General features: G+C 37.5%; 12 protein-coding genes. 3 read left to right on the plus strand and 9 right to left on the minus strand.

Annotation, left to right across the window (positions count from 1 at the left end; translation table 11 throughout):
- Positions 1-43 precede the first annotated feature (43 nt).
- Together FZF08_RS11815 and FZF08_RS11820 are read right to left on the minus strand one after the other, a co-directional pair.
- Positions 44-388, minus strand: a complete 345-nt coding sequence (locus tag FZF08_RS11815; RefSeq protein WP_310590593.1) for a hypothetical protein — start codon at positions 386-388, stop codon at positions 44-46.
- A gap of 205 nt (positions 389-593) precedes the next feature.
- Positions 594-1,055 carry a hypothetical protein gene (locus tag FZF08_RS11820; protein ID WP_229216502.1) on the minus strand — a complete coding sequence of 154 codons (462 nt, stop codon included), beginning with the start codon at positions 1,053-1,055 and terminating at the stop codon, positions 594-596.
- A 277-nt stretch (positions 1,056-1,332) separates the two neighbouring features.
- On the opposite strand from FZF08_RS11820, the gene FZF08_RS11825 reads away from it, so the two are divergent.
- From FZF08_RS11825 to FZF08_RS11835, 3 genes are all read left to right on the plus strand, one after another.
- Positions 1,333-1,941, plus strand: a complete 609-nt coding sequence (locus FZF08_RS11825; RefSeq protein WP_159468957.1) for a Uma2 family endonuclease — start codon at positions 1,333-1,335, stop codon at positions 1,939-1,941.
- A 120-nt stretch (positions 1,942-2,061) separates the two neighbouring features.
- On the plus strand, positions 2,062-2,742 hold the full coding sequence (locus tag FZF08_RS11830) for a MotA/TolQ/ExbB proton channel family protein (protein ID WP_159468959.1): 681 nt from the start codon (positions 2,062-2,064) through the stop codon (positions 2,740-2,742).
- A 53-nt stretch (positions 2,743-2,795) separates the two neighbouring features.
- On the plus strand, positions 2,796-3,188 hold the full coding sequence (locus FZF08_RS11835) for a biopolymer transporter ExbD (RefSeq protein ID WP_137338393.1): 393 nt from the start codon (positions 2,796-2,798) through the stop codon (positions 3,186-3,188).
- A gap of 154 nt (positions 3,189-3,342) precedes the next feature.
- On the opposite strand, the gene FZF08_RS11840 is transcribed toward FZF08_RS11835, so the two are convergent.
- The 7 genes from FZF08_RS11840 to FZF08_RS11870 form a co-directional block, all read right to left on the minus strand.
- A complete protein-coding gene (locus tag FZF08_RS11840) occupies positions 3,343-4,365 on the minus strand; it encodes a Gfo/Idh/MocA family protein (RefSeq protein ID WP_159468961.1) in 1,023 nt (340 codons plus the stop codon).
- Positions 4,366-4,522: 157 nt separating this feature from the next.
- Entirely contained in the window at positions 4,523-6,361 is a 1,839-nt protein-coding gene (locus FZF08_RS11845) for an energy transducer TonB (RefSeq protein ID WP_159468963.1), read from the minus strand.
- Between the two features lie 5 nt (positions 6,362-6,366).
- Positions 6,367-8,418 (minus strand): M56 family metallopeptidase, encoded by a 2,052-nt coding sequence (locus FZF08_RS11850; RefSeq protein ID WP_159468965.1) that lies wholly within the window; start codon positions 8,416-8,418, stop codon positions 6,367-6,369.
- 1 nt (position 8,419) lies between these two features.
- Positions 8,420-9,976: a M56 family metallopeptidase gene (locus tag FZF08_RS11855; RefSeq protein WP_159468967.1), complete on the minus strand. Its 1,557-nt coding sequence runs from the start codon at positions 9,974-9,976 to the stop codon at positions 8,420-8,422.
- A 21-nt stretch (positions 9,977-9,997) separates the two neighbouring features.
- Positions 9,998-10,372 (minus strand): BlaI/MecI/CopY family transcriptional regulator, encoded by a 375-nt coding sequence (locus FZF08_RS11860; protein WP_159468969.1) that lies wholly within the window; start codon positions 10,370-10,372, stop codon positions 9,998-10,000.
- 152 nt (positions 10,373-10,524) lie between these two features.
- Positions 10,525-11,151, minus strand: coding sequence for a Uma2 family endonuclease (locus FZF08_RS11865; protein ID WP_159468971.1), 627 nt, complete (start codon positions 11,149-11,151; stop codon positions 10,525-10,527).
- Between the two features lie 12 nt (positions 11,152-11,163).
- The gene (locus FZF08_RS11870; RefSeq protein ID WP_159468973.1) at positions 11,164-11,787 is read right to left on the minus strand and encodes a Uma2 family endonuclease; all 624 of its coding nucleotides are present in this window, start codon (positions 11,785-11,787) and stop codon (positions 11,164-11,166) included.
- Between the last annotated feature and the right edge of the window lie 190 nt (positions 11,788-11,977).

Here is an 11,977-nt window from a genome sequence, read left to right on the forward strand (position 1 = left end):
TTTTTATCATCTCAGTGCTAACTTTTGAGACAATAAAAGCTGTTCAACATCCTTTTGGAGGGCGTAAAATGCCGAAGCGGGGAGAAGTGTAAAATTGTAGCCGGTATCTGAAATTATTCCTTAGTAAGAGATCAGGTATTGCTTCATCTGTAAAGTCGAAAACCGGTATTTGGTTTGAAAACAATTGCAAAATGGGCAGATTTTGTACCCGTTCCGTTGTTTCTTTATTTTGTTTGTCCTGCTGCTGTTTTAATATTTTGGCCAGGTAACATTTGCCATTACAATGCAGCTTTGGTTTGTCACGGTTCTCACATAAAATTTTGGCAATGTAATCCCGGTTCAAATTGAAATACGCGATTGTTCCCCACGGACTAAACGTGGGTAGCATAATTGAAAACAGCAAAATTGATGCTATAAGGGAACGCACTTATTTAGGGTCAAAATAATATCCACCGATAAGACGTATGGCAGATTGATTGTGATACCTTCCAAAACCGGATATATAATATATCAGATATTAAAACAAATAAGAATAAAGGGCATAGCCGCATGTAATAGCAGTTATGCGGATTAAATTTGTATGAAGTTGTAGCCTAAGCGGGTGGGTGAAAAATGTCATCCACGGCAATTCGTGCGGGAGGCGGCGAAGTGTAGTTGAATAAAAGAATTTTACGAATTTTATACGAAACTGAGAAAGGGATAAAAGCAAGCTGCCGGGAATCCATCACATGATCCAGTAATTTGGTCATATAGTCACTTTCTGCCTGGCGTTTTTCCTGTTCGTCCAGGGCTGCCATTTTTTTTGCGAGATAACATTTGCCGTTACAAAGCATCAATGGACGCTCCCGGTTAATGCACAGATTTTTAACGATATAGTCCCGGCGAATTTCAAAATCCAGATATAAAAGCGGTATCACCCACACTTTGATAAGCATGAGGCCTAATAACCCAAGGGAGATCCATTGTTTTTTAGGGCTTTTCAAAATATTGAAATCAATATGTAAATACGTGTGATCATATTTTGGGTAAAGGTAATCACCAATGCTTATAATCATTGATTTTAGCTATAAATTTCTGTTCAATGAAATTTAAAAAATAGCTATATCGGAAACATGAATTTCTTTAAAAAAGGCCAACGATAATTTTTTGTGTCATTTCAGATTGTAACTATTTATATATAAGCAAAGCATTAATAATCATAAGTGCTTTTTCCTTGCGGACTTCAAAGTTAATATAGGTTACATATAAAGATTTGTAAATGAACGTTCTGCGCTGATGTAAACTGTGTTTCTATGTATATTTTGTTATTTTTGTTAAAACACATTGAATTATATGTCAGCTGTCACACAAACTATACATTATTCGGAGGAAGACTATCTCGTTTTAGAAGAAAAGTCAGATTATAAAAGTGAATATTTCAGAGGAGAAATATTCATGATGGCTGGTGGTACACCAAATCATAACCGGATTAAGGAAAATCTTTCTGGGGAGATTTATAATAGTCTTAAAAGGAGAAAATCCTGCCGCAGCTATTCAAGCGATCAAAGAATACATATTCCAGCAAATTCACTGTATAGCTATCCGGATATCGTAGTAGTCTGTGGACCAAATCAATACGCCGAAAAGGATAAGAATACAATTATCAATCCTACTGTCATTATAGAAGTTTTATCAGAAAGTACCGGGTCTTATGATCGTGGGGATAAATTTCGGTTTTACAGGGACATTGACAGCCTGAGAGAATATGTTTTAGTCAATTCTATCAATGTAGGCGTAGAAATTTTTAGAAGAACCGAAGATAATCACTGGTTACTTGCAGAGGATGCTTATAAATTATCAGATTCTATTACGATCCGCTCCATTGATGCTACTTTACAATTGTCAGATTTATATGAAGGAACTGACAATGTAAAAGAAGGATGGGGTACTCCCGAAGAGTAATTTTTCTATATTTGCCCTTTAAACAATAAGGGGCAGCTTGCTCCGTTTATTGTCAAGGTTGTTTTTATACGGACTTGATCCCTTTTACATTAGCATAACCAATCACTTTTCACCATTCATATGATGCTTCTACAAGCACTTGCTGACTCTACTTTGGCTGCCCCTGCCGCTGCGCAGGGACTATCTGTTATTGACCTTTTAGGAAAAGGGGGAATAGTAATGATCCCATTGGGGCTGCTTTTTGTTGCCACTTTATTTATCGTCATTGAGCGTTATCTTGGAATAGGTTCAAATGGAAATATCGATTCTCAGTTTGTAGATAACGTGAAGGATTTTATCCAGCAGGGAAATCTTAAATCGGCAGAATCATCTTGCCGTAATCAACGCAATGCTGCCGGAAGGATTTTCGAACGCGCTATTGGGCGTATCGGTTATCCGATTAAGGATATTGAGACATCCATTGAAACTGCAAGTCAGATTGAAATTCAGCGTATGGAAGGTAATCTGGGCTATTTGGGGGTAATTGCGGGTATCGCGCCTATGCTTGGATTTGTGGGTACAATTTCCGGGATCATTCGTATTTTCTATGATATTTCGGTAAGTAATGATTTTAATATCAGTACAATTGCAAGTGGTATGTATGAGAAAATGATTACGTCCGGTTCCGGTTTGATTATTGGTTTGCTTGCCTATGCAGGTTATCACTTGTTGAACATGAAGATCGACCGTTTTGCATTAAGACTTCAGGTAGCTGCATCAGATTTCCTTGATGTGCTTCAAAAACCGGTTTCGTCGAAATAAGATGTCCGGAATGAGTCACGCATTCATCTCATTTACCCATTGATACTTAAAATATGAAGATACGTCGAAAGAGCAGGTTTGCCCCTGAGGTGTTTACAAGCTCACTCAGCGATATTATGTTTTTCCTGATGTTGTTCTTTTTGATCATTTCAACCATGTCAAATCCGAATGTCATCAAACTGATGCTGCCAAAAGCATCTGCGACACAGCAGATGTACAAAAAACAGATCACCTTATCCATTGACGATAAAAAGGTTTATTATATTGATAAAGAACCCATTCCATTCGATCAGTTGGAAACCCAGTTGCAAACTTTATTTGCCGGTGTTGAGGATCGTACGATTGTGCTTCGTGTAGATAAAAATCTTGCCGTTCAGGATCTTGTTGATGTACTTGAAGTTGGCGCGAAACAAGATATAAAAATGGTTATGGCTACTGCAAAGTAATCAGCTTGTTGGTATAGCCGCAGAGCGGCATAATACTTGTAGAAATAATAATATGCTTAAAGTGATTTAAAGGTGCAGCGCACCGAAATAATCAAAAAAAGGAAAAGCTCTGATATCAGTTATGATTCCAGAGCTTTTCTTTTTTTGATTAAAATTACAATCCTGCCCTCAAATATATTTTTTCAACGATTTCCTGTAAAACGGCACCTTCTTCACCCAGACAAATATTGGTTTCTTTTCCCGAAATCGCATCAATAAAAGCGGTTGTGTTTTTAAGTTGAACATCTGTTTCTTCCAGAAAAGGGAATTTTATATCCGCCAATTCTCCTGCTACTTCTGTGTGAAGTGAAAATGGATTTAAAACAGCTCCGGCTTTACTACCAAAAACTTCCAGGTTGATGATTTCTTCTTCTTTTTGATTTAGTGCAAAAGAACAGGAAAGCGCAATACTTTTGTTACCGGGAAAAGTCAGGTAAGCAAAACAAGCGTCTTCAACGTCGAATTTGACAGGATCCCATTGTCCTTTTAATCCCTTTCCACCAGTTTTACCGATAAAATCGTACATATTACCAGCTATTTTATCCGGTATCTTGTAGTCCATCATTCCTAGCGCTAAATCCAGTATATGGACACCAAGATCAATTAATGCACCACCGCCTTGGATCGTTTTATTGGTGAAATTTCCCCAGCCCGGAATGCCTCTCCGGCGCAGATAATTGGCTTTGATATGATAAACTTCTCCTAATTGTCCTTCAATCTGACATTTTTTCAAAAGTAGATATTCCGAAGTTTGCCTGCGCTGAAAATTATAAGCCAATATCTTTCCTTTTTCCTTTGCCAGATCAGCCATTTCGCGGGCCTGTGCGGCTGTCATTGCCGGTGGCTTTTCACATAACACGTGACAGCCATTTTTAAGCGCCTGCATCGTATAATCGTAATGCAGGTTATTGGGTGTGCAATTAATGACAAGATCTACATCAAATTCGGAAAACATGTTTTCAATATCATCAAAAGCACCAGGAATCCCATGCTGATCGGCCATCAAGCGTGTTTTATCAATATCACGACCACAAACAGCAACAATTTTAACCTGATCGGATAACTTTTTTAACGCGGGAATATGATTTTGATCCGCAATATGGCCACCACCAATAATAGCGGCTTTAAGAAGTGACATGCAAAGCTGGTTTAAGAGTGTCCGCAAAAATATTGAAATGAAAATGATTTCAGTCTTCTTATACCAAAAATGCCCCGCGATTATTTTTCGCAAGGCACTTTGAACATTCCATCAGAATCAGTTTGGTCTTAATTTAATTGCCAAATAGTATTACTCCTTAGTCTTGTTTGTGAGCGGGTTTGTAAATTCTCAATTGAATAGCCGGAACCTTTACCTCAGGCTTTTTATCGTCGGCAAAATCAAATGCTTTTGTTACAAGCTTGTCTTGTTTAGCCAATGCATTGGTCTCAGGCATTTTGTAATTAAAGTAACGATAGTAACTCTTTTTAGTATCAGCAGGGTAGCTGCCTTGATATTTTTCTTTATTGGCAACTTCCCGTTTTAAATTGAAGTGGATAGAAAGTGTGTATTCCATGGAAACCGGACGTCCATTTTGCCTTGCTGGTTCCCATCTTGGCATATTCAATACCAAACGAACCGCTTCTTCATCAATTCCCCAGCCAATCTCCTTCATCACTTTCGGTTTGCGTATCTCGCCGCTCCTGTCAATTATAAATGTAACCAAAGCAATACCACCGATACTAGTACGAAGTGCTTCAATAGGATATCGGATGTTGCTTTCAATATATCTTGACAAGGCCTCTTCGCCGCCTGGGAATTGCGGTTTCTGTTCCTTGACAAAAGATAGTGACTCCGCGGCTTCTTTTTCTTTTTGTCGCTCCGCATTAATTTTTGCAATATCCTGAAAAGCAATAAATTCCGGACCCTGGATTTCGTTTTGTCCGGTTTTAAATGTCAGAATATACTTGGTTTTCCCTTTTTCAACAACCAGAATTTGTGGTATGTAGCTGACATGACTTACAGTAAGAACTCTACCAACACTCGTATTCGCCATTTTGAAATGACCTAAGGGATCAGTGGTAACGGAAATATTTGTTTCAGGATCAACAATATTAACATTGGCAATTCCCAAACCGGATTCCCGCAGAATGTCACCTTCGATATCAATTTTAACCTTCCCGGTATCGGATTTTGATGTTGTCCTAGTTAATTCTGTAGGCTGCGCTATATTTTCTTCAATTTCAATTTCATTATATGAACGGGTAGTTGCCGGGGTTTTTACTTCTTCGGGCAGGGTTAATTTTTTTCTTGCTGCGGTGATAAGTACAGCAAAAAGCAGTACCGGGACAATCATCAGATATTTTCCCAATGACCAGCGTGAATTGCGATTTTTATAGATCATTTTGATTCTGCTCTTTAGGGTGGAAGAATTAAAAAAATGATTGGTAAGTAAGGTTACCGGAACAGCAAGAGAATAGGAGACGAGAAATCTCGCATAATGATCACGGTTCGGCGCAGCTTCATCTGCCAGAAATTCATGGACTTCCTGTAACGAAACTTTATAAAACCAGATCACCGGATTAAACCAGAAAACCACTTTTATTATTTCAATCAATAAAATATCCAGACTATGTCGTTGTTGAATATGGACCATTTCGTGCCTCAAAATCGGATCAGGATTATTTTCATAATCGTAACGATTTAAGACGAGCCATTTCAAAAATGAAAAAGAACCCGTTTTGTTATCGGAAAGTAATATTAGGTTGAAATCAGGCTGCTGTATTAAATCACCCTGCGATATAATCTGACGGAGATCCCAAAAACTTTTAAAAAGTTTTTTCAACATGAAAAATGAACCGATTGCGGCGAAAAGCCATACCCATTCTATCCAGTCGAAAGTTTTTGGGGCATAAATTTCAGTCGTTGCTGAAAAAGGTACTTCCGTTACTGCACTGACCGAATAAAATAAGGTCGGCGTTGCCTGCTCCGTTTCTGGAATACTGATTACTGGTAATAAAAAAGAGATGAGTAGCGAGCCAATAAGGTAAGCTCGATTCCAAACAAAAAAAGTGTGCTTTCGGAAAAATAGCCAATAGCACGCATAAAATAATATCCAGTAAATATTTACTTTCCCGAAATAAAGTAAGGTTTCCATGGCGCTTATTTTTTCTTTGTTGTAATAATAATCATATTGTTTTTGCCATTAACACCATTAAGATAAAGTCTCGATTCGTTTTTGGAAACCGATATGGATTGGATGTCATCGGGATTAATTTTTTTCAATACGTCAGGATCTTTACTGACTTTCCCGTCCACCGTAATATGATACTCTTGCGGAAAAATACTTTCAGCAGATTTGAATTTGGACATTCCTTTGTCCAGATTCAAACTGAATCCATACATGGCCTTTTCTATATTAGCCGTCTGCTTAGTGATTTTTTTTGCAGAATAATTTTTGGGGCTTAATCTCAAATCCATATTCTTTCCAACTATTGTTTGTGCCGATGGATTATCTTCTTGAAATCCTCTGGGCAAACTTACAGTTTCGGTTTTTTGTAAACTCCGGGCAGAGGAATTCTTAATGCTTTGCGCTAAATCTCTATTTTGTCCTGATATTTCAAAAGACTGCAAATTCCTGGTGTTCTCAAAAGTCTCATTGGTATTTATCAAGCTTCCCTGACGTTTTTCCTTATCGGCTTCCATTGCAAAAGAAATATTCAAATTATACTGAACTGCTATCGCTCGTCCGCCTTGCTTGCCAGGTTCCCAGCGAGGCATTTTCAATACAACTCTCAACGCTTCTTCATCGAGGCCATATCCCATTCTTTCAATGATTTTCGGATTTCTGATATAGCCTTTATCATTGATAGTAAAGGAAACCTTGACGTCGCCTTCTACTTTCTCATTTGCAGCTTCGGCAGGATACACAACATTTTCTGACAGGAATTGACTTAATTGGACTTGTCCGCCTGGAAACTGTGGCATTTGTTCTATTACGGACATTTGTCCGGACGCAGATGTCGAAGAGGAAGTAATTCCTTGTTCGGCTATAAGATTTGGTGTTACGACTATCTTGCCAAGCGTATTTTCTTTTTTACGCAGGACAATGAAATCCAGATTCGGATTTTTTACAACCACTACAACAGATTCATAATTGATATGAGATATTACCAGGCTATCCTTTAAATAAACCCCAGAAATCTCAAACTTTCCATACATATCGGTTAACGTGCCGACCGTTTTCCCTTTCACCACAACACTGGCTGATTCGATCGCATCACCGTTTTCATCATTGACGATACCGGTTACGCTGATTTCTTTGTTGGACAAGACTTTGAAATTATTATTTTCTATGGCAGTCAACAATCTTTCACGCGCCGCCGTAAGCATGACAACCATTCCAATGATTGGAAAAATCATCAGATATTTGCCCAAAGCCCACTGAGAATTACGGTTTTTGTAAATCATCTGAATTCGGCTTTTTAACAAAGAGGAATTGAAAAAATGATTTGTTAAAGAAGCAATCGGAGCATTTAAAGCATAAGAAACCAGAAATCTTGCGTATTGATCACGATTTGGTACTTCTTCGTCTGCCAGATATTCGTGCACTTCCTGCAATGATCTTTTGTAAAACCACAATACCGGATTAAACCAGAAACCAACTTTGAGTATTTCAATCAGAAGAATATCGAGACTATGCAACTGGCGGATGTGAACGGATTCGTGGCGTAAAATTGGATCGAAATTCAGTTCGTAATCAGCAAAATTTACAACCAGCCATTTCAAAAAGGAAAAAGAACCGATTTCATTATGTGGTAATAAAACCAGCATATGATCTTCGAGTGGAATAGTTTCTCCCTGTCTGATCAGTTTGAAAAGATCTTTGAATGCTTCCAGTAATTTAAACAACATCATCACGCATCCAGTGATTTGTATTGCCAATACGAACTGTGTCCAATGGGTAATTATTTTTGTAGATTCTGGTCTGGAAACGTAGATTGGAATTGTAGATACCGCGTAAACAGCTGTGGGGATAACTCGTGCATTATCAGGGAAATGAATGAAAGGTAACGCAAAAGAAATGATCAGCGACCCTAACAAATAAAACCGGTTCCAGACAAAAAAAGTGTGTTTCCGAAACAGCAGCCAATAACAGGCATAAAATAAGATCCAGTAAACATTAACCTTTCCAAAGTAGATCAATAAGTCCATTTTAGATCTTTTTAGTCGTTATTGAAATGACTCCGTGACTGCCTTTTTCACCATAAGCATCGATTGCTTTTTGATCTTTAAGCACATTAACGGATTCAATTTTCTTTGCATCAAACTGACTTAACATATTTTGATTTTCGGCAATTTTTCCGTCGATGACTAAAAGCGGTTTAGGGCCGGTAATCCTGACATTTACTTTGGTGTTTTTGGGAGATTCTTCAATAACTCTTCCCTCCGTAGTAAGTGTCGATACAGAACCGTCCTTGTTTTCAAATTTTTTATCAATAAGAGAAGTTTTCTTTTTGTCGTCCAATTGAAAATTAATTGGCAGGTTATATCGCACATTGACAGGAACCCCATCCTGCGTAGCAGGTTTCCATTTGGGGAATTTTGACAATACCCGTACAGCTTCTTCATCACAGCCAAATCCAATTCCTTTTAATATTTTTATATCAGATACATCTCCAGTTGTGGAGACAACAAAGGAAAGAAAAACTTTGCCTTCAATATTCGCTTTTGTAGCAGCAGCCGGATATTTCATGTGATTACCCATAAATTCAAACATTGCTACAGTTCCACCTGGAAATTCCGGCTGGTTTTCAACCACGGTATATACCTTTTTTCCAATCAGATTGGGGTCTTGCTGATTTTTCAGGGGTTCTCTTTTTTCTACTTCTACTTTCTCAGCAGCCACGGGCTCACTTCTTTCCTTACGCTCACAACCTGCAACGAATATTGCCACGGTGGTGATCACGGTTGCCGCAAGTAGGTAAGTACTCAACAACCATTTCGAACTGCGATTTTTGTAGATCATCTGAATACGGGTTTTGATTTGAGACGGTTTATAGAAATGATTGGTAAGCGAGGCAACTGGGGCATTTAAGGCATAGGATACCAGAAAAGTCGCATAGTTTTCCCGGTTTGGTGCTTCATAATCCGCAAGGAATTCATGCACTTCCTGCAATGATTTTTTGTAAAGAATCAGTAGAGGATTGAACCAGAAAATAATTTTCAATAATTCCACGAGCAAAATATCCACACTGTGCCACTGCTGCATATGAACCATTTCATGCCGTAAAATAGGATCAAAATGATTTTCATAATCATTCCGGTTAACAACGATCCATTTCATAAAGGAAAAAGAACCGACACGGTTTGAATCAATTAAAATGATCTTGCAATCTTCCAGTTCTATTAATTCTCCATCCGAAAGAAAGTAGTTGAGCTGGCGGATATTAATAAATAATTTGAAAGCCATAAACAACGCTCCCAAAATATAAAACGACCAGATAAAATGAGTCCAGGTGATCAAAGGAAGTTCTTCCGCTGGTGTGGAACTGATCGTAAAATTTGGATTCGCAACCGAATAGGTTATTGAAATAACGGGAGCAGATTCCGGATAAATGATGAAGGGAAGCGCAAAGGATACCAGCAGAGAACTGATCAGGTAAATGCGGTTCCAGACAAAAAAGGTTTGATGACTAAGCAGCAACCGGTAACAACCGTAAAAGAGGGTCCAGTATAAGCTTATTTTGGCAACATAAATCAAAATTTCCATGGCTAACGGACGATTGATTGTTTAAGATTCGCTTTTTTGATCGTTGATCAGTTTCATGATTTCATCCAGATCTTTCGTTTTTAAATCATTGTCTTTCACGAAAAAGGAAACCAGATTTGGCAGTGAATTATCAAAATAATTTGTCATCAGCTGCTGCATTTCATAGCGCTTATATTCTTCCTCGGTAATCAGCGGAAAGTATTCATGTGTTTTGCCATAAGCAGTATACCCGACAACTTCCTTCTTTTCCAGAATACGAATTATGGTTGATACCGTGTTGTAGGCCGGTTTTGGCTCAGGCATTTCTGCAAGAATATCTTTTACAAAGGCTTTTTTTAGCTGCCAGAGTATTCGCATAATTTCTTCCTCTGCCCGTGTTAATGTTCGAATTTCCATGTTTTCAATTGTTATGATCGTATTATTTAATAGTGGGTATTCAAATGTAAGACTATCTAATTAGTTTTACAACTATTTTGTTAGTTATTGTTAAAAAAAATAAAAACGACAAAATTGGTTCAAGTCGTTTACTTATTTATTGTAAACTAATTTTATGCAAATTCAGAACCTTTTTCTTTCAAATATTCTCCAACATTGCAGCTAATCCCGTCCAGGATTTCAATCGAAGTATCCCAGTCATACGTTTGCCAATTAGCATCCGCCGTGGCAATCATTACTTTTTTTGATTCTGTTAAAAACCAGATTACTTTTTCTGCGCCAAATTCTAAAAGCTTTTTAGTTTTTAAAGAGATGTAAGCATTTTCGGAAAGCTCTCCTTCAAGCGCAATATCAATGTCAACCTCAATCGAAATTTTTGGAGGAACGTCAGCGTATTTTTTATTGATTTTTTCTATTTTAAGAATATGGTTATCAAAAATCAATAAATCCCCGGCAAGATTATTTCCTGTATCAATATGTAAACCTGCTTCATTCGTTAGAATAGTGTATTTGCCGTCATCAATTTGTTTACCGATCCAGATTGTCAGATAAGTAATCAGAAAAGCCTGCAATGAACTTGAACCCATAATGTCGTCAACATTTTTCGTTTTGGCCAAAACCTCACGGTAACCTTTTCTATACAAAGGTTTGCCGTCAATTATTTCATGGATCAAAACGCTGGGTATTTCGGTGTCAATGTTTTTTGTCAAAACCTGAGCCGGTCCTATTGAAGCTATCATAATACTTATTTTTTATGCAAATTGTGAACCTTCATTCGTAAGGTATTCACCTACATTACAGATAATTCCGTCAAAAATTTTAACATCCCTATTCCAGTCAAATGTCCGCCATTCGCCCTCAGCCGTTGCAATCATTACTTTTTTTGATTCGGTCAAAAACCAGATCACTTTTTCTGCACCAAATTCCAGCAGCTTTTTTGTCTTTATAGTAATATAACCCGTTTCTGTAAATTCTTCGAGCTCGATATCTAAATCAATTTCAATAGAAATCTTTGGCGGAACGTTTGAATAATGTTTGTTGATTTTATCAATAGTAAGAACGTCTTTGTCGAAAATAAGAATATCTCCGGCAAGATTATTACGTATGTCAAGATGCAATCCTGCTTCGTTGGTCGCAATAATGTATTTGTCTTCATTGACTGTTTTATAAAGAATTCTTAGAATATAGTCAATGATAAAAAACTGCAAGGAACTACAACCCATAATATCTTCGATCTTTTTCGTTTTGGCCAAAACCTCACGGTAACCTTTTCTATACAAAGGTTTGCCGTCAATTATTTCATGGATCAAAACGCTGGGTATTTCATTGGTAGAAATCTCTGTCGAAATTCTACCCGGACCTGGTGAAGCTATCATAGTCATTCGATTTGCTATACTCAAATATAAAAATATGCTTTGACAATTCCTTGATTTGCTTAGTAACCTGAGTTCGATTTTAAAATAGAGTAATTTGATTTGTATTACTTGTTTCAAATTTGATGGCAGGCTTTTTGGGAAAGAAACAATAAGCAATCAACCCTGATATCAGGTTGGTTATAAAGTTGCC

This window comes from Dyadobacter sp. 3J3 (assembly GCF_009801115.1).
Taxonomy (GTDB): domain Bacteria; phylum Bacteroidota; class Bacteroidia; order Cytophagales; family Spirosomataceae; genus Dyadobacter.

Excerpts from the sequence above, each read along its gene's own strand:
- FZF08_RS11840 (WP_159468961.1), bottom strand. The coding sequence starts at position 4,365 with ATGTCACTTCTTAAAGCCGCTATTATTGGTGGTGGCCATATTGCGGAT.
- FZF08_RS11870 (WP_159468973.1), bottom strand. The coding sequence starts at position 11,787 with ATGATAGCTTCACCAGGTCCGGGTAGAATTTCGACAGAGATTTCTACC.
- FZF08_RS11835 (WP_137338393.1), top strand. The coding sequence starts at position 2,796 with ATGAAGATACGTCGAAAGAGCAGGTTTGCCCCTGAGGTGTTTACAAGC.
- FZF08_RS11815 (WP_310590593.1), bottom strand. The coding sequence starts at position 388 with ATGCTACCCACGTTTAGTCCGTGGGGAACAATCGCGTATTTCAATTTG.
- FZF08_RS11855 (WP_159468967.1), bottom strand. The coding sequence starts at position 9,976 with ATGGAAATTTTGATTTATGTTGCCAAAATAAGCTTATACTGGACCCTC.
- FZF08_RS11860 (WP_159468969.1), bottom strand. The coding sequence starts at position 10,372 with ATGGAAATTCGAACATTAACACGGGCAGAGGAAGAAATTATGCGAATA.
- FZF08_RS11845 (WP_159468963.1), bottom strand. The coding sequence starts at position 6,361 with ATGGAAACCTTACTTTATTTCGGGAAAGTAAATATTTACTGGATATTA.
- FZF08_RS11820 (WP_229216502.1), bottom strand. The coding sequence starts at position 1,055 with ATGATTATAAGCATTGGTGATTACCTTTACCCAAAATATGATCACACG.
- FZF08_RS11865 (WP_159468971.1), bottom strand. The coding sequence starts at position 11,151 with ATGATAGCTTCAATAGGACCGGCTCAGGTTTTGACAAAAAACATTGAC.
- FZF08_RS11830 (WP_159468959.1), top strand. The coding sequence starts at position 2,062 with ATGATGCTTCTACAAGCACTTGCTGACTCTACTTTGGCTGCCCCTGCC.
- FZF08_RS11825 (WP_159468957.1), top strand. The coding sequence starts at position 1,333 with ATGTCAGCTGTCACACAAACTATACATTATTCGGAGGAAGACTATCTC.
- FZF08_RS11850 (WP_159468965.1), bottom strand. The coding sequence starts at position 8,418 with ATGGACTTATTGATCTACTTTGGAAAGGTTAATGTTTACTGGATCTTA.